The 24,453-nt window shown below is 72.2% G+C and carries 23 protein-coding genes; 13 read left to right on the forward strand and 10 right to left on the reverse strand.

The window, feature by feature from the left end; translation table 11 throughout:
* Window position 1 precedes the first annotated feature (1 nt).
* A complete protein-coding gene (locus NMK44_RS24610) occupies window positions 2–1,540 on the reverse strand; it encodes an MBL fold metallo-hydrolase (RefSeq protein ID WP_254746648.1) in 1,539 nt (512 codons plus the stop codon).
* 249 nt (window positions 1,541–1,789) lie between these two features.
* Here NMK44_RS24610 and NMK44_RS24615 point away from each other — a divergent pair, with 249 nt between their 5' ends.
* From NMK44_RS24615 to NMK44_RS24625, 3 genes are all read left to right on the forward strand, one after another.
* Window positions 1,790–2,299, forward strand: a complete 510-nt coding sequence (locus NMK44_RS24615) for a GNAT family N-acetyltransferase (protein ID WP_254746651.1) — start codon at window positions 1,790–1,792, stop codon at window positions 2,297–2,299.
* Between the two features lie 103 nt (window positions 2,300–2,402).
* The gene (locus NMK44_RS24620) at window positions 2,403–3,740 is read left to right on the forward strand and encodes a S1 family peptidase (RefSeq protein ID WP_254746935.1); all 1,338 of its coding nucleotides are present in this window, start codon (window positions 2,403–2,405) and stop codon (window positions 3,738–3,740) included.
* Between the two features lie 226 nt (window positions 3,741–3,966).
* The gene (locus tag NMK44_RS24625; RefSeq protein ID WP_254746654.1) at window positions 3,967–4,761 is read left to right on the forward strand and encodes an SDR family NAD(P)-dependent oxidoreductase; all 795 of its coding nucleotides are present in this window, start codon (window positions 3,967–3,969) and stop codon (window positions 4,759–4,761) included.
* Between the two features lie 83 nt (window positions 4,762–4,844).
* Here NMK44_RS24625 and NMK44_RS24630 read toward each other — a convergent pair whose 3' ends face one another.
* The 3 genes from NMK44_RS24630 to NMK44_RS24640 form a co-directional block, all read right to left on the reverse strand.
* Complete coding sequence (locus NMK44_RS24630; RefSeq protein WP_254746656.1) at window positions 4,845–5,075, reverse strand: hypothetical protein; 231 nt, start codon at window positions 5,073–5,075, stop codon at window positions 4,845–4,847.
* A 90-nt stretch (window positions 5,076–5,165) separates the two neighbouring features.
* Complete coding sequence (locus NMK44_RS24635) at window positions 5,166–6,212, reverse strand: cation diffusion facilitator family transporter (RefSeq protein ID WP_254746659.1); 1,047 nt, start codon at window positions 6,210–6,212, stop codon at window positions 5,166–5,168.
* A 256-nt stretch (window positions 6,213–6,468) separates the two neighbouring features.
* Window positions 6,469–7,107, reverse strand: coding sequence for a hypothetical protein (locus NMK44_RS24640; RefSeq protein WP_254746662.1), 639 nt, complete (start codon window positions 7,105–7,107; stop codon window positions 6,469–6,471).
* A gap of 165 nt (window positions 7,108–7,272) precedes the next feature.
* Here NMK44_RS24640 and NMK44_RS24645 point away from each other — a divergent pair, with 165 nt between their 5' ends.
* Both NMK44_RS24645 and NMK44_RS24650 read left to right on the forward strand, forming a co-directional pair.
* The gene (locus NMK44_RS24645) at window positions 7,273–9,243 is read left to right on the forward strand and encodes an APC family permease (RefSeq protein WP_374215336.1); all 1,971 of its coding nucleotides are present in this window, start codon (window positions 7,273–7,275) and stop codon (window positions 9,241–9,243) included.
* 91 nt (window positions 9,244–9,334) lie between these two features.
* The gene (locus tag NMK44_RS24650) at window positions 9,335–9,901 is read left to right on the forward strand and encodes a hypothetical protein (RefSeq protein ID WP_308358516.1); all 567 of its coding nucleotides are present in this window, start codon (window positions 9,335–9,337) and stop codon (window positions 9,899–9,901) included.
* 38 nt (window positions 9,902–9,939) lie between these two features.
* On the opposite strand, the gene NMK44_RS24655 is transcribed toward NMK44_RS24650, so the two are convergent.
* From NMK44_RS24655 to NMK44_RS24665, 3 genes are read right to left on the reverse strand one after another with little or no spacing between them, the layout of a single operon-like run.
* Window positions 9,940–10,410: a GNAT family N-acetyltransferase gene (locus NMK44_RS24655; protein ID WP_254746665.1), complete on the reverse strand. Its 471-nt coding sequence runs from the start codon at window positions 10,408–10,410 to the stop codon at window positions 9,940–9,942.
* Window positions 10,407–10,916 (reverse strand): hypothetical protein, encoded by a 510-nt coding sequence (locus NMK44_RS24660; RefSeq protein WP_254746668.1) that lies wholly within the window; start codon window positions 10,914–10,916, stop codon window positions 10,407–10,409. Before NMK44_RS24660 ends, NMK44_RS24655 begins: the two co-directional genes overlap by 4 nt.
* A gap of 28 nt (window positions 10,917–10,944) precedes the next feature.
* Entirely contained in the window at window positions 10,945–11,838 is an 894-nt protein-coding gene (locus NMK44_RS24665) for a LysR family transcriptional regulator (RefSeq protein WP_254746671.1), read from the reverse strand.
* A gap of 164 nt (window positions 11,839–12,002) precedes the next feature.
* Here NMK44_RS24665 and NMK44_RS24670 point away from each other — a divergent pair, with 164 nt between their 5' ends.
* Window positions 12,003–12,896 (forward strand): DMT family transporter, encoded by an 894-nt coding sequence (locus NMK44_RS24670; protein ID WP_254746674.1) that lies wholly within the window; start codon window positions 12,003–12,005, stop codon window positions 12,894–12,896.
* A gap of 46 nt (window positions 12,897–12,942) precedes the next feature.
* Here the strand turns inward: NMK44_RS24670 and NMK44_RS24675 are convergent, their stop codons facing one another.
* On the reverse strand, window positions 12,943–14,286 hold the full coding sequence (locus tag NMK44_RS24675) for a radical SAM protein (RefSeq protein WP_254746676.1): 1,344 nt from the start codon (window positions 14,284–14,286) through the stop codon (window positions 12,943–12,945).
* Window positions 14,287–14,485: 199 nt separating this feature from the next.
* Between NMK44_RS24675 and NMK44_RS24680 the strand changes: the two genes are divergently transcribed.
* From NMK44_RS24680 to NMK44_RS24695, 4 genes are read left to right on the forward strand one after another with little or no spacing between them, the layout of a single operon-like run.
* Window positions 14,486–15,541: an NAD(+)/NADH kinase gene (locus tag NMK44_RS24680; protein ID WP_254746678.1), complete on the forward strand. Its 1,056-nt coding sequence runs from the start codon at window positions 14,486–14,488 to the stop codon at window positions 15,539–15,541.
* Window positions 15,542–15,561: 20 nt separating this feature from the next.
* Window positions 15,562–16,203: a 2Fe-2S iron-sulfur cluster-binding protein gene (locus NMK44_RS24685; protein ID WP_254746941.1), complete on the forward strand. Its 642-nt coding sequence runs from the start codon at window positions 15,562–15,564 to the stop codon at window positions 16,201–16,203.
* Window positions 16,200–17,198 (forward strand): FAD binding domain-containing protein, encoded by a 999-nt coding sequence (locus NMK44_RS24690; protein WP_254746680.1) that lies wholly within the window; start codon window positions 16,200–16,202, stop codon window positions 17,196–17,198. The genes NMK44_RS24685 and NMK44_RS24690 overlap by 4 nt, the downstream gene beginning before the upstream one ends.
* Entirely contained in the window at window positions 17,195–19,294 is a 2,100-nt protein-coding gene (locus tag NMK44_RS24695; RefSeq protein WP_254746682.1) for a xanthine dehydrogenase family protein molybdopterin-binding subunit, read from the forward strand. The genes NMK44_RS24690 and NMK44_RS24695 overlap by 4 nt, the downstream gene beginning before the upstream one ends.
* Window positions 19,295–19,419: 125 nt before the next feature.
* Here the strand turns inward: NMK44_RS24695 and NMK44_RS24700 are convergent, their stop codons facing one another.
* Both NMK44_RS24700 and NMK44_RS24705 read right to left on the reverse strand, forming a co-directional pair.
* Window positions 19,420–20,676 (reverse strand): S1 family peptidase, encoded by a 1,257-nt coding sequence (locus tag NMK44_RS24700; protein WP_254746684.1) that lies wholly within the window; start codon window positions 20,674–20,676, stop codon window positions 19,420–19,422.
* A gap of 87 nt (window positions 20,677–20,763) precedes the next feature.
* On the reverse strand, window positions 20,764–21,279 hold the full coding sequence (locus NMK44_RS24705) for a MarR family winged helix-turn-helix transcriptional regulator (RefSeq protein ID WP_254746686.1): 516 nt from the start codon (window positions 21,277–21,279) through the stop codon (window positions 20,764–20,766).
* A 187-nt stretch (window positions 21,280–21,466) separates the two neighbouring features.
* Here NMK44_RS24705 and NMK44_RS24710 point away from each other — a divergent pair, with 187 nt between their 5' ends.
* From NMK44_RS24710 to NMK44_RS24720, 3 genes are all read left to right on the forward strand, one after another.
* Entirely contained in the window at window positions 21,467–22,690 is a 1,224-nt protein-coding gene (locus NMK44_RS24710; RefSeq protein WP_254746688.1) for an MFS transporter, read from the forward strand.
* A gap of 85 nt (window positions 22,691–22,775) precedes the next feature.
* A complete protein-coding gene (locus tag NMK44_RS24715) occupies window positions 22,776–23,201 on the forward strand; it encodes a GlcG/HbpS family heme-binding protein (protein WP_254746690.1) in 426 nt (141 codons plus the stop codon).
* 125 nt (window positions 23,202–23,326) lie between these two features.
* Entirely contained in the window at window positions 23,327–24,313 is a 987-nt protein-coding gene (locus NMK44_RS24720) for an asparaginase (RefSeq protein WP_254746692.1), read from the forward strand.
* Window positions 24,314–24,453 lie beyond the last annotated feature (140 nt).

Here is a 24,453-nt window from a genome sequence, read left to right on the forward strand (position 1 = left end):
TTCACTTGAGGGGCGTGGCCCTGATGTCATGACCCTCGGACGTCAGACAGCGCCCGGTCGTCAGGTCGTAGCGCCAGCCGTGCAGGGTGCAGGTCAGCACCTCGCCGTCGATCTGCCCGAACCGGCCCAGATCGGCGCTCAGATGGGGGCAGCGGCGCTGGACCCGCCAGTCGCCGAGTTCGATGTCCTGTCCGTCGTCGGCGCTCGCGTCGTAGTAGTTCTCCACGTACTCGATGCGCTCCATCGACAGGCACTTGAAGAACACGTACAGGAACTCGTTGTAGGGACCGATCCGGCTCGCGGTGAACCGCATCGACAGCAGCAGGCTGTTGGACCAGTCCACCTCACGCCGCGCGATGTTGGTGGCCACCAGATCGCCCGAGGTGGACAGGGTGTAGCGGCAGCGCTCACCGTCCCACAGCCTGACCTCCCGCGCCGGGAAGTCGATCACGATCGGCACCTCGCCCACATCCAGCCGCGCCGGACCGCCCACTCCGGTGCAGATGTGCTCGGCGCGCGCCAGCAGCGGTTCCCACCACTCCTTCAGCTCAGCCAGCAGCCGGTCGGGCGGCAGTTCGGGGGAGCGGGCGGCGCGCTCCGCGGCGAGTACCTCCCGCTGTCCGCGGGCGAAGTCCTCCAGATACGCGCGCTTGTTGCGGAAGATGTGCTCGATCTCCCGGTCGGTGTAGCGGTGGGTGAGCTTGCAGACCGATTCCTCGGGCTCGGCGACCGTGCCCGGCAGCAGCAGATGGGCCTGCACCTGCGGCCGTGCCCCGGCCAGTTCGCCCAGGAACTCCATTTGGTCGACGAAGATGCTCTCCCCGTCCCGGCCGGTGCCGTTGTGCTCGAACAGCGCCTCGTCGAGGAAACAGGGCGGCCCCGCGTTGGGGAACACATGCGTCGCCCCCACCGCGTCGATGTAGCGCAGTGCCCGATCGAACTGGCCCTTGCGCTTGCGCGCGGCGAACTCCTTCTTCGCCGACAGCGGCAGCCGGTACACCATCGGGTACCAGATGGCCCCGGAGAACTGCACGAAGTACGCGTCCACCTCGCCGAACTCCCGGATGGCCGCGATGTCCAGCGGATGCGCGTCGTTCTGGTTGAGCAGGACGGTCCCTCCGTCGTCGAGCGAGAGCGCGGAGTCGCCGATGGGGCCGTCACCGGGGCCGGTCAGCGCGGTGATCATGATGCGCAGGCCGTCGCGCTCCACCGGGACGCCCGACTGTGTGCGCAGGAACCGGCTGAAGCCGAGTCCCCGCAGCTCACGCTCGAGTTCGTCGGTGGCGAAGGCCGGCAGCAGCACCGTGATGTCCTTGCGCACGTTCCGGCGCAGATTCTCCGGGTCGAAATGGTCCCGGTGCAGATGGGAGACGTACAGATAGTCGGCCGACCGTCCGTAGTGGGCCCAGTCCAGATCGGTGTTGTCCGGGAACGGGAACCACGAGCCGAAGAAGGCGGGGTTGACCCACGGGTCGCAGAGCACCGATCCCGCCGCGGTCTCGATGAACAGTCCAGCGTGCCCCAGTCCGGTTACGCGCATTCCACAGCACCCCAGCCAGCTAGGCGACATCGGATATGTCAACCGTGTCGGGGTTCTGCGTCGTCTGCACCCCGAGTTGGGCTCCGCGGGTGGCGGCCGTCCGCCAGCCGGGTCATGCCCGGGCCAGGGGCCTTCACCGCGGGCCGGAAACCGGTCGGCCGCCGGATACCCGCTGGCGCGGGGGCACCCCGTGGCGGAATGATCCCCGCGGAACATCGCCACCGAACGCCGGAAGAGGAGCTGAACCGCATGTCCCAGGTACGCCGGGCCCGTGTCTCCGACCATCGCGCCCTCGTCGAGTGCGTGGGGACCTGGTGGGGCGATTCGCGCACCCCCGAACAGGCCCGTGAGCTGTCGCTGTTGCTGCCCAGCCTGTTCCTCCGGTTCTTCGCAGGCACCAGCCTGGTCCGGGAGCACGCGGACGGGTCCATCGCCGCCTTCCTGGTCGGCTTCCACTCGGCGGACAACGACGACGAGGCGTACATCCACTTCGTGGGCGTGGATCCGGCGCTGCGCGGCCGGGGGCTGGCCCGTGAGCTGTACACCGCGTTCTTCCGGAGCGCCGCCGAGGCGGGACGCCGCGAGGTCCGCGCCATCACCTCACCGGGGAACACCGGCTCCATCGCCTTCCACCGGGCGATGGGCTTCGCCCTGGAGCCGGGCGACCACGAGCTCGACGGGGTGCCGGTGCACCTCGACTACGACGGTCCGGGACGGCACCGGGTCTGCTTCCACCGGCCGATCACGAGCACCGCATGAGCATTCCGCGCCCGCGGTGAGCGTCACGCCGGTCCGGTCCGTATAGGGGGAGGGTCCTCGCCGTCCGGGGCCCGGTGCGGATCGACGTGAAGGAGGCAGAGTGGTGAAGCACACGCGGCGACGCGTGCGCCGAGGCGTACGGTTCGCGGCCGTAGGCGCGCTGGTGGCCGGCGGTCTGATGGTCTCGCAGTCGGTGTCGAACGGAGCGGTCCAGGGGGCGGGTGATGCGCCCGGGGTCCTCCGTGACGGGGGCGCGGGCCTCGGCGGCCGTCTGGAGACGGCACTCGGCGCCTCCCGCACGGCCGGGAGCTGGCTCGCGGCCGATGGGCGCACGGTCGTCGCGGTGACCGACGAGAAGGCCGCCGCCGAGGTCACCCGGGCCGGGGCCCGGCCCAAGCAGGTGCGCTACAGCATGGAACAACTGGACTCCGCCGCGCGGACGCTGCGCGCCGGGCCCCGGGTCGCCGGGACCGCCTGGATGGTGGACCCCACCTCCAACGAGGTGGTGGTGCTCGGTGACAGCACCGTCTCCACCGACCGCTGGTCGCGGATGAAGGGCGTCGCCGCGCGGGTGGGCGGCGAGGTGCGCATGGAGCGCACCACGGGCGCCTTCACCCTCAGAACCAGCGGTGCCGCCCCGATCTTCGCCAGCGGCAGCCGCTGTTCCGCCGGGTTCAACGTCACCGACGGACAGAACGGCTACATCCTGACGGCCGGGCACTGCGGTCCCAACGGCACCACCTGGTTCACCGACACCTCGGGCAGGACCGGTATCGGGACCACCGTCCAGAGCAACTTCCCCGGCAATGACTTCTCGCTGATCCGCTACGACAACAGCGCCGTGGACGGGAGGGGGATCGTCGACATCGGCGGCGGCCGGACGGTGCGCATCACCGGTGTCGCCGATCCCGTCGTCGGCCAGGAGGTGTTCCGCAGCGGCAGCACCACCGGACTCCGCTCCGGCAAGGTGACCGGTCTGAACGCCACCGTCAACTATCCCGAGGGCACCGTCAGCGGGCTGATCCGCACCACCGTGTGCGCGGAACCCGGTGACAGCGGCGGACCGCTGCTCGCCCAGGGCGTGGCGCTCGGGGTCACCTCCGGCGGCAGCGGCGACTGCGACAAGGGCGGAGTGACCTTCTTCCAGCCCGTCACCAAGGCGCTCACCGCTCTCGGGGTGACCATCCCGGGCACCAAGACCGGAGGCGCCAAGGCGGGCGGCGCGCCCACCGGCCCCGCGGGCGGCGCGATCACCCCCGAGGGCACCGGGGCGGAGGACCGCTCCCTGTCCGTGGACGGTGTGCTGAACCGCTTCCGGGACCTGGACCCCGGTGTGCTGATCATCGGAGCCGGTCTGGTGGGACTGCTGTCCACCCTCACCATCCGGCCCGGCGGCCGGAAGCGCCGCTACCCCGACCACTACTCCACCGGCTGGGGCTGATCCCACGGACCGGGGCGGCGGCGCGTCCGGGCCATCCCGCGAACGATCCGCCCGGCGATGCGCGCCGTCGCCCCTCCGCCTCCCGCGGAGGGGCCTTCCGCGGACGGGCCGGAGCGCCCGCCCCGGCACGCCGGGTCCCCGCGCTCCGTCACGGCGGCGGAGGGGTTGCGTACGGTCGGGGCGTGCGGACCGCCGATCCACGGCGACGACAGGGAAGGGCGCAGACGTGCAGATCGACCTCACCGGCAGGACCGCCGTCGTCACCGGCTCCTCCCAGGGCATCGGCCTCGCCATCGCCACCGGTCTGGCCGGGTCCGGTGCCACCGTCGTCCTGACGGGCCGTCGCGCGGAGGGCCTGGCCGCGGCGGCCGGCCGGCTGCGCGAACGGGTGCCCGCGGCGGACGTCATCACCGTCGTCGGCGATCTGACCGAGGAGGAGGGGGCCGCCACGCTGTACGACGCGGTGCCCGCCGCCGACATCCTCGTCAACAACCTCGGTGTCTTCGGCGCCCAGCCGCCCCTGGAGATCACCGACGCCGAGTGGCGTGCCTACTTCGACACCAACGTCCTCAGCGCCGTCCGGCTGATCCGCCGCTATCTGCCGGGCATGACCGACCGTGGCTGGGGACGGATCCAGAACATCGCCAGCGACTCCGCCATCGTCATCCCCGCCGAGATGATCCACTACGGGATGTCCAAGACCGCGCTGCTCGCGGTCTCCCGGGGCTTCGCCAAGGAGGCCGCCGGAACCGGGGTGACCGTCAACTCCGTGATCGCGGGTCCCACCCACACCGGGGGAGTGGAGGACTTCGTACGGCAGCTCGTCGGCGATGAACTGCCGTGGGACGAGGCACAGCGGGAGTTCATGCGGCAGCACCGTCCGCAGTCCCTGCTGCAACGGCTCATCGAGCCGGAGGAGATCGCCCATATGGTCGTCTACCTCAGCTCCGCCCAGGCATCGGCGACCACCGGGGCCGCGGTCCGGGTGGACGGTGGCTACGTGGACGCGATCGTGCCCTGAGCCGGGGAGACGGCCGAGGGGACGGGAAACGCGGATGGCCCCGTCGTCACGGGGCCATCCGCGTCGGAAGGAGTGACTCGGACTCAATAGGTGTGATGGTGCCGGTGCTCCGGGTCCTCCACCATCGGGGCCTGCGTCGGCGCGACCACGCGCCGCCGCTTGTAGACGCTGACGTACGCGGCCATGCCGATCACGCCGACAGCCATCAGGATCAGACCCACCAGGTGGACGTTGAGGCCATTGGCGTCCCAATCCGTAGCGAAGGTGAGGATGCCCCCCACCGCGATCATGAGTATGCAACCGCCCAAGCCCATGGGTATTGCCTCCGTACACGAGTTGTCCGATCCGGGCTGGTGAGAAGTCGGGTACCCGCACCCGGCGGGGTCATTCCCGCCCCGGCGTCCTCAGTGGTTCCCCTCGGCCCGGGCGGCCGCCGCCTCCGCCAGTGCCTGGTGGTCCCGGCGCGCCCGCGCCCGGTCCTTGGCCGAGGCGTCGGTGACGTCCAGGAAGATCTGGTCGGCGTGCGGCCAGGCGCGCGCCATCGCCGCCTTCACGCGGACGAGCACCTCCTCCACCTCCTCGCTGTCCAGCCCGGAGACCAGGTCGACCCGGGCCGCGACCAGGGTGGAGTCATTGCCCAGACGCATCGTCAGCAGCGAGGTCACGGTGTCGATCTCCGGCTGCTCATCGAGGAACACCCGCAGCTCATGACGCTGGACCGGGTCGATCGCCTCCCCGATCAGGCGCCCGCGCGACTCCATCGCCAGCCGGTAGGCCACATAGCCCAGCAGCACACCGATCAGGAACGAGGCCGCGGCCTCGTACGCCGCGTCCCCGGTGACCATGTGGAGCCACATCCCGGTGATCGCGAACAGCACCCCCAGACAGGCGGTGGAGTCCTCGGCCAGCACGGTCCGCAGGGTCGGGTCATCACCGTTGCGCAGCTCGGCGAGCACACCGCGGTCCGCCTCCCGGGCCTGGCCGCGGACCTGGACCAGCGCCCGGACCAGTGAGGAGCCCTCGGCGAGCAGGGCCACCCCCAGGACGGCGAGTCCGACCACATAGCCGCTGTGGTCCTCCGAACCCCCGGCGTGCAGCGCCTCGAACCCCTGGAAGACGGAGAAACAGCCGCCCATGACGAAGATCCCGACGGCGGCGAGCAGCGACCAGAAGTAGCGCTCCTTGCCGTAGCCGAAGGGGTGCTGGTCGTCGGGGGCCTTCCTGCTGCGCTTGAGGGAGGCGAGCAGGAACACCTCGTTGAGGCTGTCGGCCACGGAGTGGGCGGCTTCGGACAGCAGCGCGGGGGAGCCCGCGAACACCCCGCCCACCGCCTTGGCCACGGCGATGACGAGGTTGGCGGCGAGCGCGACGAGTACCGTGACCGCGGTCTTCGCGTCCTGGTCCGGCGTCTCCTCCCCGGATCGGTCTGCGGACCGCGTGGTGTCGCTCATCGGCTGGATCTCCGTCCGTCGTCCTGGGGTCTTCCGGGCTCTCCGGTGGCCGGGTGCCCATGTCCTTCCGCTTCTGTCCAGGCTCCGGTACGTCATTCGTCACACACCGCGGGGGGGGGCGCCCCCCCCGGGGGGGGGGGGGGGCGCGGGGGGGGGGCGGCGGGGGGGGGGGCGGGGGGGGGCCGGCGCCCCCCCCCGCGGCCCGGCCCCCCCCCCCGCGGGGGGGGCCGCCCCGCGGTGTGGGTCCGACGGGGGGTCAGCCGGTGGCGCCACCGGGGGAGGAGGGGATCGTGGGAAGCGCGGTGAACAGGTCGAGCCCCATCGCCGTGGCGATGAGCAGCCCGATGACACCGAGCGCCACGGCACCCCAGGCCACCGCGGTGACCCACGGGGCGGTGACCGGGGCGGGCGAGGTGGCATCCGGCGCCACCGCGCGGCGGCGCGCCAGCACCACGGCGGCGATCACCACGGCGGCCAGCGCGAAGAGTCCGTTGACGAGGGCGGCGGTGTGCCACGGGGTGCCGTACAACGCGGCGACCTGGTCCCGGGTCGCACCGGTCTGGGCCGCGATCTGCCCGCTCAGCTGCTTGCGCTCCTGCATCATCGTGCCGAGCCAGGTGCCGCTGACGGAGGCGAAGCCCAGGCCCGCGGCGACGATCGCGGCCGCGCCCGGGAGCACACCGGGGGTGGCAGTCCGCGGCGCGGGCCGCTCGTCCGGGTGGTCGTCGGTGAGCGCGTCGTCGTGGTCGTCCGCGGCAGGGTCCCCGCCGGGGGTGTCCGTGCGGTCCTCGGCCGCCCCTGGGACATCCTCCGCCGTCTTCTGCCCGGCGTCCTCGGGTGCTTCCCCGGTCTTCACGGGGTCGGTCGCGTGGTCGGTCCTGGTGGTGGTGTCCATGGTCGCGACCGTAGGCACCGAAGATGAGAGTCGGCTGAGAAAGCGATGTCATCCGTCCGCGCCGGAACGGCGGTGCCGGCCGGGTGGAGGCCGGCACCGCCGCATACGCTGGCCGAAGCGTCTCTCCGTTGGCCGGAAACCATCGCTGGACGACAGGAGCACACCGTGGTCAGCCCCACCCACGACGGCGCCGCCCCTGACGGAGGACCGCGGCACCGCCTCCGTGCGTGGCTGCTGGAGGGGCTCACGGACATGGCGAGGCGCCAGCCCGGCCCCCATGCTCAGGTGGAGTCCGCGCACCGGGGACAGCCCTGGTGGCGGGTGATGTGTCTGACGGGTCTGGACTACTTCTCCACCCTGGGTTACCAGCCGGGCATCGCCGCGCTCGCGGCCGGGCTGCTCTCCCCGCTGGCCACCGTGGTGCTGGTGGTGGTCACCCTGGTGGGCGCCCTGCCGGTGTACCGGAGGGTGGCCGAGGAGAGCCCCCACGGCCAGGGGTCGATCGCCATGCTGGAGCGGTTGCTGACCTTCTGGAAGGGCAAGCTGTTCGTCCTGACCCTGCTGGGCTTCGCCGCCACCGACTTCCTGATCACCATCACGCTCTCGGCCGCCGACGCCACCGCCCACCTGGTGGAGAACCCGCACCTCACCAGCGCGCTGCATGGCCATGAGGTGGCGATCACCCTGGTCCTCATCGGCATGCTGGGCGCGGTGTTCCTCAAGGGGTTCACCGAGGCCATCGGCATCGCGGTGGCCCTGGTCGGGGTGTATCTGCTGCTCAACGCGGTGGTGGTGGCCGTGGGGCTGTGGCATGTGTTCACCGCCCCCCATGTGATCCCGGACTGGTCCCACGCCCTGACCGCCGAACGCGGCAGTCCACTGGTCATGATCGGGGTGGCCCTGATCATCTTCCCCAAGCTGGCGCTCGGCCTCTCCGGGTTCGAGACCGGCGTGGCCGTCATGCCGCATATCGAGGGCGCGCGCGAGGACACCGAGGACCGTCCCACCGGGCGTATCAAGGGCGCCCGGAAGCTGCTGACCACCGCCGCCGTGATCATGAGCGTGTTCCTGATCACCTCCAGTTTCATCACCACCCTGCTGATCCCGCAGCAGGCGTTCGAGGAGGGGGGCCAGGCCAATGGCCGCGCCCTGGCCTATCTCGCCCACGAGTACCTGGGCTCGGCGTTCGGCAGTGTCTACGACGCCTCCACCATCGCCATCCTGTGGTTCGCCGGGGCCTCGGCGATGGCCGGGCTGCTCAACCTCATGCCCCGCTATCTGCCGCGCTACGGCATGGCACCCCACTGGGCGCGCGCGGTCCGTCCGATGGTGCTGGTGTTCATCCTCGTCGCGTTCCTGGTGACCTGGCTCTTCAAGGCGAGCGTGGACGCCCAGGGCGGCGCCTACGCCACCGGTGTCCTGGTGCTCATCACCTCCGCCGCCATCGCCGTCACCATCGCCTCCCGGCGGGCCCGGCAGCGCGGCTGGACGCTGGGTTTCGGGATCATCGCGGTGATCTTCCTGTACACCACGGCGGTCAACGTCATCGAGCGGCCCGACGGCGTCAAGATCGGTGCCTGTTTCATCGGCGGGATCATGGCGGTGTCCCTGCTCTCCCGGGTCGCTCGCGCCTTCGAGCTGCGGGTGACCAGCGTGACCTTCGACCCCATGGCCGAGCGGTTCATCCGTGACACCGCCCACCGCAGGATCCGCTTCATCGCCAACAAGCCCGAACGCCGCGACCTGGCCGAGTACCGCGAGAAACAGCACCAGATCCGGTCGGACAACGACATCCCGCCGGAGGAGGACATCGTCTTCGTCGAGGTCACGGTGGCCGACCCGTCGGAGTTCGAGAGCGAGCTGCGGGTGTGCGGGGAGGTCGCGCACGGCCGCTACCGGGTGCTCACCCTCCAGAGCGCCACCATCCCCAACGCGCTGGCCGCGCTGCTGCTGCAGGTGCGGGACCAGACCGGACAGCGGCCGCATATCTACTTCGAGTGGACCGAGGGCCATCCGCTCGCCCACTTCCTGCGCTTCTTCCTCTTCGGACAGGGCGAGGTGGCGCCGGTCACCCGTGAGGTGCTGCGGGAGGCCGAACCCGACCGGGCCCGCCGCCCGCACGTCCACGTCGGCTGAACGTCAGGGTTCCGTCAGGGCCGGGCCGCCGGGCGTACGGACGGCGTCTGCACGACAGGCAACCGGCCCCCGTTCGGCCTAGCGTGGAGACATGGGACGGGGAACGGAACAACCGGCCCCGGTGCCCGGCGGGGAGCGCGCCGGACACCGGGTGTCCGCGCCCTCCGACACCGACCGCCGGTGGCGCGGGGACGCCCGCTGCGCGGCGTACTGCGCCCTGGCGTTCGTGGCGCTGACCACCCTGCTCGACTGGGGCTCGGGCGGGCTCACCATGGGCCGTGCCGATCTGTGGGCGCTGATCGGCGCCGTGGTGTTCACCGTGCTCCGACCGGCCAGGGTCACCGCCGGAGACGGCTGGGTGGCCGTCCGCGGACTGCTGTGCGAACGCCGGGTGCGCACCGACGCCCTGGTCTCGGTGACGCAGTACGGATCCGTCTCCACCCGGCTGGTGCTGCGCGATGTGCACGGCCATGTGGTGGAGCTCGACCCCGATGTGCTGGTGGCCAACCCCCTGCTGTGGCACCGGCTGGACACCGGTGCCCGCCGCTCCCGCCGGAGCGGCACACTGCGGCAGGGCGGCGCCGTACTCGACCGGCTGGGTGAGCGCATCGACGGCGGCACCGCCCGCGAGATCCTCAGGGCGTCCGGGCTGGACTGACCCATGTGGGGGAGGCGTGTGGGGGAGGCGAGCCGCGGTCAGCGGGGGAGGCGCAGCCCGTAGCGCGCCTTGTCCCGCCGCACCGCACCGAGCCGGTCGTAGAAGCGCATGGCGTCCGCGTTCCACAGCGGGGTGTTCCACTGGATCTCGGTCAGCCCCAGCGCACCGGCCTCGGCCGCCACCGCGTCGAACAGCCGTCGGCCGAGCCCGTGGCCGCGGTGCTCCGCACGCAGGTACAGACAGTCCATGTGCAGATAGCGCCGCCCCTGCCAAGTGGCGAACTCCGGCGCGCAGGTGGCGTATCCGGCCAGCCGGCCGTCCGGGAGGGCCGCCACCAACAGGCTCACCCAGGGCGGTGACCGGTCGAACAGCGCCTCGGCGAGCCGCTCGGCGAAGTCCCCGGCCGGCGGGTCCGCCCGCTCGTACGCCGCGTGTTCCGCGGCCAGCTCCGCCACCCGCGGCAGATCCTCCCGGACCCCGGCCCGCACCTCCACGCCGTCACCGCTCATCGCCCGCCCTCCAGGGTGGGGAGCACATCCTTGCTCCAGGCGTCCACGCGGTCGGCCAGCGTGCCCTCCCCGGCCAGCACCCGGTCCACATAGGCGGTGCGTTCATGGGCGAGGACGGCCGCCTCCCACACGCAGGGTGCCAGGCCCGCGGGGGCCGGCCGCATCGAGTCCGGGGCGCCGGCCGGGCCGGTGAACACGGCCAGCCGGGACATATAGCCCTCGATCCAGGTGTGCACCAGGACGTAGTCGCCGTCACCGCCCGCGTGCACGATGCCGCAGGCGAGCCCCACCGACCCCGAGTGCCGGTCCAGCCGGAGCTGGTCGGTGGCGAGCTCCAGCGCCTTCTCCGTGGCGCGCGGCGCCACCGTACGCCCCGGCGCCTCGATGGCGTACAGCTTGAGCAGATGACCGGCCAGCCGGTGCAGCCCCAGGAATTCCGTGGTGCGCCGGTGATACCCCTCGGCGAGGGTGAGCAGGGGCGCCGTACCCGGGTCATGTGTGGTCATCGCATCCGCCTTCCCGTCTGACCGGCCGTCATGCGGCCGCCGTTTCCTGGAGCGCGTCGAGCAGTCCGCGCAGCGCGGGCTGGGCGAGCGAGGTCTCGCGGACCGCCGCGTACACGGCCCGGGTGGGCTCGGGGCGGCGGACGTCGCGCACCACCACACCGGGGTGGCGCGCTCCCATCCCCAGCCGTGGGATCAGACCCACCCCGAGCCCGGCGGCGATGAAGCCCTGGGCCGTGGCGTAGTCCTCGCTCTCCACCGCGAAGTCCGGGGTGAACCCGGCAGCGGCACACGCCTCCAGCACGAAGGCCAGACAGGTGCCGTCGGCGGACTCGGCGTTGACCCACGGTTCCCCGCCGAGGTCGGCGAGGTCGACCACCGGCTCGGCGGCCAGCGGATGGCCCTCGGGCAGCACCGCGCGATACGGGTCGTCCAGCAGCGGCACCAGCCGTACGCCGTCGCGCATCCGCTCGCGCGGGCGGACCACGATGGCCAGGTCCGCGGTGCCGTCGCGCATCCCGGCCAGCGGGTCACGGGGGTCGGTCAGCCGCAGATCGACCTGGACGCCCGGGTGTTCACGCCGCAGCCGGGCCAGCGCGGGCGGCATCAGGGCGGCGCCCGCGGTGGCGAAGTAACGGATCGCCAGCCGTCCGGTGCGACCGGCCCGCAGATCGGCCAACGCGGTCTCCGCCTCGGCCACATGACGCCCGATGACGGCCGCGTGCTCGGTGAGCAGCCGCCCCGCGGCCGTGGGCCGCACACCGCGGCCGACCCGCTCCAGCAGCGCCGTACCGGCCTGCTTCTCCAGCGCCGCCACCTGCTGGCTCACGGCGGACGGGGTGTAGCCGAGGTTCGCCGCGGCGGCGGTCACCGAACCGCTGGTGACCACGGCGCGCAGCACCTGCATGCGTCGCACATCAAGCATGTAGGGGAGCTTAATGGTTGATGCAGTTCTTTTCGCTTGTTCTGTTGAATTCGCTGCGGGAGCGTAGGGAGGGCGACGGACGCACCGGGGAGCACCGGACACATGGGAGGGCACGGATGATGGGCGGCGGACACGGAACAGGCGGACACGGAACACTGGTACGCATGGGCGCACTCGCCCTGCTGTGGGGATCCACCTTCCTCTGGATCAAGATCGCCCTCGACGCGCTGGCCCCCGCTCAGGTCACCCTGGTCCGCTGTGCGCTCGGCGCCGCCGTCCTGCTGATTCTGTGCCGCCGCAAGGGACACCGGCTGCCGCGCTCGCGGGCCCTGTGGGGACGCCTCACGGTGGCCGCCTTCTTCTGCAACGCCCTGCCGTTCGCCCTGTTCAGCCTCGGCGAGCAGACGGTGGACTCCGGGGTGGCGGGCGTGCTGAACGCCACCACCCCGCTGTGGACCCTGCTCATCGGTCTGACCACCGGCACCGAGCGCGGGCTGTCGCGGGCGCGGCTGGGCGGGCTGCTGCTGGGCTTCACCGGGGTGCTGCTGATCTTCGCCCCGTGGCAGCGGTCCGGACTCGCCGGATGGGGGTCACTGGCCATCCTCGGCGCGGCGGCCAGTTACGCCGTCGCCTTCGCCTATATGGGACGCGCGCTCGTCGGCAGGGGCACCCCCGCCCTCGCCCTCTCCGCCGCCCAGCTCGTCGCCGCCACCGGGCTGAGCGCGCTGGCCCTGCCCGCGGGCGGGCTGACCCCGGTGCACACCGACGCGGCGGGCCTGGCCGCCGTGGTGGCCCTGGGCGTGCTCTCCACCGGCGTCACCTTCCACCTCAGCGTCCGGCTCATCGCGGACGAGGGCGCGACCACCGCCGCCACCGTGGGCTATCTGCTGCCGGTCGTCTCGGTGCTGCTCGGCGCCGCCGTCCTCGGCGAGGCCCTGAGCGTACGGGTCGTCGCGGGGATGGCGGTGGTGCTGACCGGGGTCGGGCTGACGCGGTGGCGGAGGCGGACGCCCGGGACGGCGGTGGCGGCCGCCGAGCCCGCCCCGGCCGTCCGCTGACGCGGCCGGGCGGCGCGCCGCGCGCCCTCCGTGGTCTCCGCCCGGATCAGCGGGCCGCCGGCTCGGTGTCCGGCTCCGGATCCGTGGCGGGCAGGCTGTCCATGAAGGAGCTCACCGAGAACACCGCACGCCCCGGCCCCGGCGGACCGTAACCGGGGGGCGAGGTCAGCCCGAAGTCCTCCAGCGTCGCCCGGTAGGTCTCCAGCAGCCGGATGTGGTACTCCAGCGGCGCGCCCTGCGGATTGGCCTTGCCCAGCGGGGTGGTCGGCTCCGGGCACCAGGTGGTGAACCGGGGCACCACCCCGTGCGACATGAAGAACCGCAGTCCCTCGGCGGTCGAGTCGATGGCCTCGCCCACCGAGGTGAAGCCGAAGGGCTCGGCCATCTCCACGCCCGCCACGAAGTTGGGGATCACATTGCGGGCACCGAACACCTCGGTCGAGTCCAGGATGCGCCGGTGCCACTCGTCACGGCCGACGTAGCGCTCCTTGCCGGGGCAGTACAGCTCGAACAGACGTCGGTCCCACACCTCGAAGTTGGGGTGGTAGATCCGGACCCCGTAGTCGTGGAACCGCTGTACGTCCGCCTTGGGCAGCGCCTGCGCCACCACCTTGCCGATCCACCGGCCCGGGAAGCGCTCCTCGATGGCCTTCGCGTACTGCCCGTAGAAGTCGGCCTCGTCCCGGCCGCCCACGCGCGAGGTGATGGCACCGCCGGTGAGCGTGTACGCCTGGGAGGCACGGGCGGTGTCGTGGCGGTCGATGATCTCCAGCGCCTCCAGCACCTCCTCGACCGGCTTCACCCCCGTGTAGGGGCGCCCGGCCGCCTTGTGCTGACGCCAGTTGTGGTTGATGTCGCAGTACTGGCATTCCTCCTTGGCGCCGAAGTACTGGCACACCCGGAACACCGTCAGATAGACGAGATAGCCCCACTGGATGGTCGGCGCGACCTCCATCACCGACTTGCCGTTCGCCAGGGTGTGGCGGTAGTAGTCCGGCATCGGCGGCAGCCCCACGTCCGCGATCCGCCGCCCGTCCAGATACAGCCCCAGCGCACCGTCCTCCCCGGCCCGCACCACATACGGCGACTCCGGGTTGACCCGCACGGACACCACGGTGCGGCGCAGTTCATAGGGGCCACCGGTGAGCACGATCTCCTCGGGCGGCCGGTTCAGGGCCGCCGCCCCCAGCTCCGGCAGGGTGCGGTGGTCGAAGGAGAAGATGAAGTACGACTTCGGCTTGACGTCGCCGTCCTCGTTGCCGCTGAGCGCCGACTCGTCGAACGCCATGCCACCGCGCAGCAGGTCCTCCTTGAGGACGGCTTCCCGGGGCACCTGGGGGAAACGCCCCATCAGGTCCTCGACCAGCGCGGTACGTCCTTGGCTCGCCATCAACTGCACCATCCCTGACTTCGTATGGACTCTCTCGGGGCTCGGTGGTGTCCATGCAGGTCATCTGCGTTCCACACGATAGATGAGGGCTGGTGTCGCCCCGCGGGGAGGCCCCCGCACACGGCGCCCGGGCGCGCCGGGACCGGCCACACGGCCGACCGGGACGCGCCCCGTGGCGGTCCGCTCTACGGTGGGAGGCATGGCCGTCACCCGGCTCGGCCTGGTGATCCACCGGGCCCGGCCCGCCGCCGTCGAGGCCGCCCGTGCCGCGAGCGCGTGGGCCGCCGCCCATGGCCTGAGCTGTACCGAGATCGATGTATGGCGCGGTGATCATCCACGGCGCAGCGCCCAGGAGGAGGCCGAGGCCGCCGGGCACCCCGATCTGATCGTCACCTTCGGCGGCGACGGCACCTTTCTGCGCGGTGCCCGGATCGCGGCCAAGGACGGGGGCTCCGCGCTCGGGGTGAACGTCGGCAGGGTCGGCTTCCTCACCGAGATCACCCCCGACCAGGTGGAACGGGCGCTGGACACCGTGCACGCGGGCGACGCCACGGTCGAGGACCGGATGCTGCTCACCCTGCGCTGCTCACGGCTGCTGGAGATGCCCGTCGGCATGGAGGCGCTGCTGCGCTACGGCCGCGGCCCCGCCCTGCCGCCGCCGAAGATCCGTCCCGGCGGTCCCGAGGAGGTCGGCTGGGGCGTGGCGCTCGACGTCGTCGCCGTCAACGACGTGGTCTTCGAGAAGCTGGCCCGGGACCGGCAGGCCAGCCTCGGGGTGTACGTGGCCGGGCAGCTGCTGGCCTCCTACTCGGCCGACGCCATCATCGTGGCCACTCCCACCGGCTCCACCGCCTACAGCTTCGCCGCCGGCGGCCCGGTGGTCTCCCCGTCCATGGACGCGCTGGTGTTCACCCCGGTGGCACCGCACATCGCCTTCGACCGCACCGTCGTGGCCGCCGTCGACGAGGCCGTCGCCGTACGGGTGCTGCCCCATTCGGGGCGGGTGGCGGTCAGTATCGACGGCCAGCTGCGCGGTGTCCTGGAGCCGGGGGACTGGGTGGCGGCCTACCGGGCGCCGGACCGGCTGCGGCTGGTGCGGCTGGAGCCCATGGAGTTCTACCGGCGGCTGCGCGAGCGGTTCCGGCTGGCCGACTCACCCGCGGCCGACCCGGCACCGCCGTTCTACCGTCCGCGCACCCCGGTCCCCGCCGACCTGGCGCATCTGCGGCTGCCCCCGCCACCACCGGACCCATGAGGCGGGCCGCCCGACTGGAGATGCGGGGCCCCGGGCCCGGTGCCAGTCTGAAGGGTGTGACAGCTCACACGTATCACACCGATCTCACGCTGCGTGTCAACGGTGATGACCGGGTCCTCACGCTCGACAACCGGGTGACGCTGCTGGACGCCCTGCGCGAACACCTGACGCTGACCGGGGTCAAGAAGGGCTGTGACCACGGGCAGTGCGGAGCCTGTACGGTCCTCCTCGACGGCGAGCGCGTCAACAGCTGCCTGGTACTGGCGGTGACGGCGGCCGGTCATGACGTCACCACCATCGAAGGGGTCGCGGACCTCGCCGCGACGGGTGAACTCCACCCGCTCCAGCAGGCGTTCCTCGACCACGACGGTTTCCAGTGCGGCTACTGCACACCGGGCCAGATCTGTTCGGCGGTCGGCGCCCTCACCGAGGCCGCGCGCGGCTGGCCCAGCCATGTCACCGAGGATGTGGCCGCCGGTGTGTCCGGGGCCGAGTCCCTGGACGCCGACGAGATCCGGGAGCGGATGAGCGGCAACCTCTGCCGCTGCGGCGCCTACCCGGGCATCGTGGCGGCGATCCGCGAGGTCTCCGGCGGCAACGGCGGCAGAAGGGCCGCTGCCACGGCACCGGGCGGTGCCACGAGGCCGGGCGGTGTCCGGTGAAGCCATTCGCCTATGAACGCGCCACCGCGCCCGACGCCGCGGCCACCCTGGTCACCGACACCGATGACGCCATGTTCCTGGCCGGTGGCACCAATCTGGTGGACCTGATGAAGCTGGGCGTGGCCGAACCCACCCTGCTCGTCGACATCACCGGGCTGCCCTACGACCGCATCGAACACCGCGCCGACGGCGGTGTGCTCATCGGCTCGCTGGTGTCCAACAGCGAGCTCTCCGGCGACCGTGGCATCCGCGAACGCTTCCCCGCGGTGTCCGAGGCGGTGCTCGCCGGGGCCTCGGGACAACTGCGGACCAGGGCCACCACCGGCGGCAACCTGCTCCAGCGCACCCGCTGCGCGTACTTCCAGGACGTCACCAAGGCGTGCAACAAACGGGAGCCGGGGAGCGGGTGTTCGGCCCTCGAGGGCAGCCACCGCGACCTGGCCGTCATCGGCACCTCCGACGCCTGTGTGGCCACGCATCCGTCCGACATGGCGGTGCCGATGGCCGCGCTCGACGCCGTCGTCCACCTCCGCCGCGCCGACGGGGACTCCCGCGCCGTGCCGCTGACCGACTTCTATCTGCTGCCCGGTGACACCCCGGACCGGGAGACGGTGCTCCAGGCCGGGGAGCTGATCACCGGGGTGGAGCTGCCGGCGCCCCCCGCGGGGGCCGCCATGCGCTACCGCAAGGTCCGCGACCGCTGGTCCTACGCCTTCGCGCTGGTGTCGCTCGCCGCCGTGGCCGCCACCGGACCCGACGGCACACTGAGCGAGATCCGGCTGGCGCTCGGCGCGGTGGCGCCACGCCCCTGGCGGGCCCATGAGGCCGAGCGGCGGCTCATCGGCCGGCGGCCGACCGCGGAGACGCTGCGCGAGGCGGCCCGCGCCGAGTTCGCCTCCGCGCGGCCGCTGCCGCACAACGCGTTCAAGATCGACCTCGCGGTGGACCTCATCGCCGACACCGTGCTGGACCTCGTCGGAGGGGGAGGACGATGACCACCCTCGAACGGACCGTGGGCGCCGATGTGACCCGGGTCGAAGGGCGCGACAAGGTCACCGGTGCCGCGCTCTACGCGTACGAGTACCCGGTGCGCGACGCCCTCTACGTCTGGGCGGTGCAGTCGACCGTGGCGCGCGGCCGGGTGCGCGCCGTGGAGGCCGGCGCCGCGCTGGCCCTGCCGGGCGTGGCCGCCGTGCTCGACAGTGGCAACGTCCAGCGGCTGCACCCCACCGACGACCCCGAGCTCTGCGTCCTCCAGTCCGCCGATGTCGCCTACCGCGGCCAGATCGTGGCCGCCGTCGTCGCGGACACCTATGAGACGGCGTGCCAGGCCGCGGCGCTGGTGCGGGTCGAGTACGACGAGCAGGACCACGACGTCGAGCTGCGCGACCACGACCCGGACGCCTTCGTCCCCGAGACCGTGAACGCGGGCTACCCCGGTCTGCTGGAGACCGGTGATGTGGACACCGCCTTCGCCACCGCGCCGGTGACCGTCGACGCCACCTACACCACGCCCTCCGAACACGCCTCCCCGATGGAACCGCACGCCACCATCGCGGTCTGGGACGGCGACGCGCTCACCCTCTACAACGCCGACCAGGGCCCCTGGATGACGGCCGCCACCCTCGCCGAACTGTTCGGCCTGCCCCCGGGCGGCGTACGGATCGTGGCCGACCACGTCGGCGGCGGCTTCGGTTCCAAGGCGGTGCCCCGGCCGCCCACCGTGCTCGCCGCGCTGGCCGCCCGGGCCGTCAGCCGTCCGGTGAAACTGGCGGTGACCCGGCAGCAGATGTTCAGCATGGTGTCCTACCGGACGCCCACCGTGCAGCGGGTCAGACTCGCCGCGGAGCGGGACGGCCGGCTCACCGCCATCTCGCACAATGCGCTCCAGCAGAGTTCCCGGCTCACCGAGTACTGCGAGCAGACGGTGGCCTCCACCCGCATCATGTACGCCGCGCCGCACCGCCGCACCATCCACCGGCTGGCCCAGCTGGATGTGCCCACCCCGTCCTGGATGCGCGCCCCCGGTGAGGCGCCGGGGATGTTCGCGCTGGAGAGCGCGATGGACGAACTGTCGTACGCGCTGGGCATGGACCCCGTGGAGCTGAGGGTGGTCAATGAACCGTCGGTGGACCCCGAGTCCGGACGGCCGTTCAGCAGCCGCAACCTGGTGGCGTGTCTGCGCGAGGGCGCCGCCCGCTTCGACTGGCGGCGGCGTGACCCGGCACCCGGCCGCCGCCGGGAGGGGAGATGGCTGCTCGGCACCGGGGTGGCGTCGGGCAACTACCCCGTCTACACCATGCCCGCCTCCGCGACCGCCCGCGCCGAACCCGACGGGAGCTTCGTGGTGCGGATCGCCGCGGCGGACATCGGCACCGGCGCGCGCACCGTGCTGACCCAGGTGGCCGCCGATGAACTCGGCGTCCCCCTGGACCGGGTCACCCTGGACATCGGCCGCAGCGTCTACGGCAACGCCCCGATGGCGGGCGGCTCCATGGGCACCGGGTCCTGGGGCTGGGCGGTGAGCAAGGCGTGCCGGGCGCTCACCAAGCGGCTCGACGAGACCTCCGGCGCGGTGCCGCCCGGGGGACTGGAACAGAGCGCGGACACCACCGAGGACGTCCGCGCGCAGAAGGACCTCGCCCGCTGCTCGTTCGGCGCCCAGTTCGCCGCGGTACGGGTCGACGCCGTCACCGGCCAGGTGCGGGTGGACCGGCTGCTCGGTGTCTTCGCGGCGGGACGCATCATCAACCCCCGCACCACGCGCTCCCAGTTGCGCGGCGGGATGTGCATGGGACTGTCCATGGCCCTGCACGAGATGCTTGAGATGGATCCGCGCTACGGCGACTTCGCCAACCACGATTTCGCGGGTTATCACGTCGCCGCCCACGCCGATGTGCCGGACATCGAGGCGTACTGCCTCGACGAGGAGGACGACGAACTCAATCCGATGGGCACCAAGGGCGTGGGCGAGCTGGGGATCGTCGGCACGGCCGCCGCGGTGGCCAACGCCGTGTACCACGCCACGGGTGTGCGGGTCCGGGACCTGCCGGTCACTCTGGACCGGGTGCGGGCCGGACTTCCGGGCTGATCCGACGGCGGCCCGGCCGGTGTTCCGGGGTGGAACGACGGCCGGGCCGGTGCGGTCCGGGTGTCCCGCGGTGACGGCGCGGGACACCCGTGGTGTGACTGCCGGTGTGACCGGGTGTGCGGGGATCAGCCGTTGTCGGCCGCGCCGCCCTGCTCCTCACCGGCCGCACCCTGCTCGGCGCCTTCCTGGCCGCCGGCCGCGCCACCGTCACCGGCGGCACCGCCCTGGTCGTCCGCCGCGCCACCGTCGTCGCCTCCGGCCGCGCCGCCGCCGTCACCGATGGTGGCGCCGACCGCGGTCAGCGCGGTGGTCACCGGCTGGAAGAAGGTCTCGCCACCGGAGGTGCAGTCGCCGCTGCCGCCCGAGGTCAGACCGATCGCGCTGCCGTCCTGGCTGAACAGGGGGCCACCGCTGTCGCCGGGCTCGGCGCACACATCGGTCTGGATGAGCCCGCTGACCGTGCCCTCCGGGTAGTTGACGGTGGCGTCCAGGCCGGTGACCGAACCGTCGTTGAGTCCGGTGGTGCTGCCCATCCGGGTCACCTGCTGGCCCACCGTGGCGTCGGCCGCCTTGGCGATGTTCACCGTGTTGCCGTCACCGGTGTTGACCGTGCTGGGCGCCTCGGTGTTGGGGTCGTCATAGGTGACCAGCGCGAAGTCGCCGTCACCGGGGAAGGTGGCGTCCTGCACGGTGCCGATCGGGGCACCGTTCTGGGAGTCCGACCACTCCTGGGCGGCGACACCGCAGTGACCGGCGGTGATGAAACCGGGCGCGCCGCTGTCGGTGGTGACGTTGAACCCGAGCGAACAGCGCGAGCCGCCGCCGAAAATGGCGTCACCACCCTCGGCGAAGGGCTTGAACTGGCCCTTGGACTTGGTGATGGTGGCCACGCCCTTGCCCAGCGAGTCGACGGTGGACTCCAGCTTGTCCCAGCTCGCGCCGGTGACGGTGCGGTCCGCGGTGACCCGGATCTCGTTGGTCTTGGGATCGACGGACCACGCGGTGCCGGGGATGGTCGCCTTCGTCTTCAGCGTCTTCGCGGCGGACTTGAGGTCGGCGGTGCTGTTGTTGACGCTTCTGGCCACCGCCCCGGCCTTCTTCACCTCCACGTCCACATCGTTGCCGTCCCCGATGACATTGACGATGACCTGCTGCTTGTCCTTGTCGTAGTAGGCACCGGCGAAGGCCTCGCCGAGCTGGGACGCCAACTGCGAGGCGATGTCCGCCGCGGAGGCCGCGTTGACCTTCTTGGGCTGGAGGTCGGTCTGGTCGCCGTCCTGCGATGCGTTGGCGTTCGGCAGCAGGATCGCCGCCGCCACGACGGCGGCCGCCCCGGCCCCCGCGAAGACGACCTTGCGCTTCGGTACGCGTTTGTGGCTCAACTCATGACCTCCTGTCAGGGGGTGCTCTTCGTCCGCAACGGACGAGGCTCGACCCGGAAGTTGATACGAGCGGTGTGCCAGTTGTGTTCAGAGTGACTTTGGCCGGTTGTGCCGAGCGGCCCCTGGAACCGCCGCCACCAGCGGTTCCAGCAGGGGATCGCGGCGGGCCAGGTCGAGCGCCGCGCACAGGGCGGCCTCGTAGGTCGGACGCGCCTGGCCGAGCAGCCGCAGTCCGGTCCCGGTGACATCGGTGTAGATCCCGCGGCGGTCCGTGGCGCACAGATACCGCGAGAGCAGTCCGCGGTCCTCGAGCCGGGTGACCAGCCGGGTGGTGGCGCTCCGGCTGAGCACCACGGCCCCGGCGACCTGCTTCATCTGGAGGTGGCCGCCCTCGCCGTCGTGCTGGCGGCTGAGGACGTCCAGCAGCGCGTACTCGCGGGCGCTCAGCCCGTGCCCGGTATGCAGGGCCGCTTCGATCCGCGCCTCGATCCTGTCGTGCAGCAGGGACAGGGCGCACCAGCCCTGGACGAGGGCGGCGGACGAGGCCCCTGCGGCGTCTCCGGCGCCGGGGTCGCTGGTCTGGGGGATCTCCGAGGTGGTCATGGGGCCTCCGGATCGACGGGACTGAGCTGATGGGGCCGATGGGTGGGTGGGGGCTTCGGGCCCGCGCGCGGGATGAGCGGGTTGGTGATACACGGCACTAGCAATATAGCGCGCTTGCAATTAATTTCTCACGCAAGTATTGTCGACGCATGTAAGACGCAGATGCAATCGCTTGGAGTGAACCCACATGCCCATCGCACTGCTGGCCCTGGCCATCGGGGCCTTCGGGATCGGAACCACCGAGTTCGTGATCATGGGCCTGCTGCCCGAGGTCGCCGGCGACTTCGGTGTCTCGATCCCCACCGCCGGTTTCCTGGTGACCGGCTACGCGCTCGGCGTGGTGGCCGGGGCGCCGCTGATGACCGCGCTCGGCACCAAGATCTCCCGCAAACGCATGCTGATGCTGCTGATGGGCCTGTTCATCGTGGGCAATGTGCTCTCCGCCGCCGCCCCGGCCTTCGGGGTGATGGCCACCGGGCGGATCGTCGCCTCCTTCGCCCATGGCGCGTTCTTCGGTATCGGATCGGTGGTCGCGGCCGACCTGGTCGCCCCCGAGAAGAAGGCCGGAGCCATCTCGATGATGTTCACCGGCCTGACCGTCGCCAACGTCGTCGGCGTACCGCTGGGCACCTCCATCGGCCAGTCCCTGGGCTGGCGGACCACCTTCTACCTCGTCGCCGCCCTCGGTGTGATCGGCCTCGTGGGCATCGCCCGGCTGGTCCCCGAGATCCCCAAGCCGGAGGGTGTGCACCTCCGCCATGAGCTGGCCGCCTTCCGCAATGTGCAGGTGCTGCTCGCCATGGCGATGACGGTCCTCGGCTTCGGCGGTGTCTTCGCCGCGATCACCTACATCGCGCCGATGATGACCGAGGTCGCCGGATTCGCCGACTCCTCCGTCACCTGGCTGCTGGTCCTCTTCGGCCTCGGCATGGTCGGCGGCAACCTGGTCGGCGGCAGGTTCGCCGACCGCGCCCTGATGCCGATGCTGTACGTGTCGCTGGGCGCCCTGGCACTGGTCCTCGCGCTGTTCACGGTCACCGCCCACCACAAGGTCGCGGCCGCCGTCACCATCGCCCTGGTCGGCGCGCTCGGCTTCGCCACCGTCCCCCCGCTGCAGAAGCGGGTGCTGGACCAGGCGGCGGGTGCCCCCACCCTCGCCTCCGCCGTCAACATCGGCGCCTTCAACCTGGGCAACGCACTCTCGGCCTGGCTGGGCGGCCTGGTGATCTCGGCCGGGCTCGGCTACACCGCCCCGAACTGGGTCGGCGCCGCCCTCGCCTCCTCCGCCCTGGCACTCGCGGTGCTCTCCAGCGCGCTGGAGCGCCGTGCGGCCCACCACCGGCCCGCCGCCGAGGTCCCTGCCACGACACCGGCCCCCGAGCCGGTCCGCGTCGCCGCCGACCACGGCTGACCCCGCGGCCGGGCCGCACCGTCCCTCCGTTCCCCCGGCCCTCCCCGTTCCACCCCTTTCGCACCACCAGAGGAGTACACCGCTCATGAGCACCACCGAGACCGCCGTCGCCCCGCTGACCACCCAGGACGCCGAGGCCCTGCTCGACGCCGCCCGCGCCGCCGCCGAGGCAGCCGGGGTGACGGCCGCCGTCACCGTTCTGGACGCCGGCGGTCATCTGCTCGCCTTCCGGCGTGACGACCGGGCCGTGCTGATCGCGGGCGAGACCAGCACCCGCAAGGCGTTCACCGCCCTCCAGCTGAACGCCCCCACCGCGGACCTCGTCGAAGCGGTCCAGCCCGGCGGACCGTTCCACACCCTGCCCACCGCCCTCGACCGCCCACTGCTCTTCATCGCGGGCGGGGTGCCGGTACGGCGCGGGGACCGGCTGATCGGAGCCCTCGGGGTGGGTGGCGGCGCGCCCGAGCAGGACCACGAGATCGCCACCACGGCGCTCACCACCCTCGGCTGACACCGCCCCCTGCCGCTTCCGGCCGCGCCCGCCCCGAGCGCGCGGCCGGAAGCGGCGGCGGCTTCCCGTCGGCGCATCCCTGTCCGGGACTTCCCCGCGTCGGCCTCTGCTGATGTAGTCGGCGCATGAGCATCGCACTGTTCACCCTCGGGGGCACCATCGCCATGGCCGGGCACGGCGGAGCCGGTGTGGTGGCCCGGCTGACCGGCGCCGACCTCACCGCGGCGGTACCCGGCCTCGCCGACCTCGGCGTACCGCTGGAGGTGCGGGACACCCACGCCGTACCCAGCGCCCATCTGACGTTTCCTCAGCTGCTCGCCGTCGTGGGGGCCGCGTCGTCCGCGGTGGCCGCGGGTGCGGAGGGCGTGGTGGTCACCCAGGGCACCGACACCCTGGAGGAGACGGCCTATCTCGCCGACCTGGTCTGGGCCCATGAGGCACCGCTGGTGTTCACCGGAGCCATGCGCAATCCGACCCTCGCGGGCGCCGACGGCCCGGCCAATCTGCTCGCCGCCGCCCGTGTCGCCGCCGCCCCCGAGGCCCGTGGCCTGGGAACGCTGGTGGTCTTCAACGACGAGATCCACGCGGCGCGCTGGGTCCGCAAGACCCACAGCACCAGCACGGCCACCTTCGCCTCGCCGAACGCCGGCCCCCTCGGCCATGTCATCGAGGGCCGGGTCCGCGTGCTCACCACACCGCCGCGCCACGCTCCGCGGCCCGTCCCGGCCGCCGCGCAGGAGGGCGACACCCCCCGGGTGGCGCTGTACACGGTGTCACTCGACGACGACGGGGTGCTGCTCGACGGGCTCGCCGACACCCATCAGGGCCTGGTCGTCGCCGGGTTCGGCGTCGGCCACGTACCGGGCACCCTCGCCCCGGTGCTGGGCGCCCTGGCCGAGCGCGTCCCCGTGGTGCTGACCTCGCGCTCCGGCAGCGGCTCGGTGCTGCGCCACACCTACGGCGCGGTGGGCTCGGAAACCGATCTGCGGCGCCGTGGTCTGATCGACGGCGGACTGCTCGATCCGTACAAGGCGCGTGTGCTGCTCCGGCTGCTGCTGGCCGGGGGCGCGGACCGGGAGGCGGTCACCGCCGCTTTCGCCCGGCACGGCTGACCCCGCATGGGCGCCTCCCGACCGGGCACTCGCCACGGGAGGCCGCCCCGGCCGGGTGGCCGGCCATCGCGGAGACGCGGGTGTGCATCGGCCCGGATGTGCTGGGTACGGGCCGTGGTATGCCCGTGCACACGCCGAGG

The organism is Streptomyces cucumeris (genome assembly GCF_024295805.1).
GTDB classification, from domain to species: domain Bacteria; phylum Actinomycetota; class Actinomycetes; order Streptomycetales; family Streptomycetaceae; genus Streptomyces; species Streptomyces cucumeris.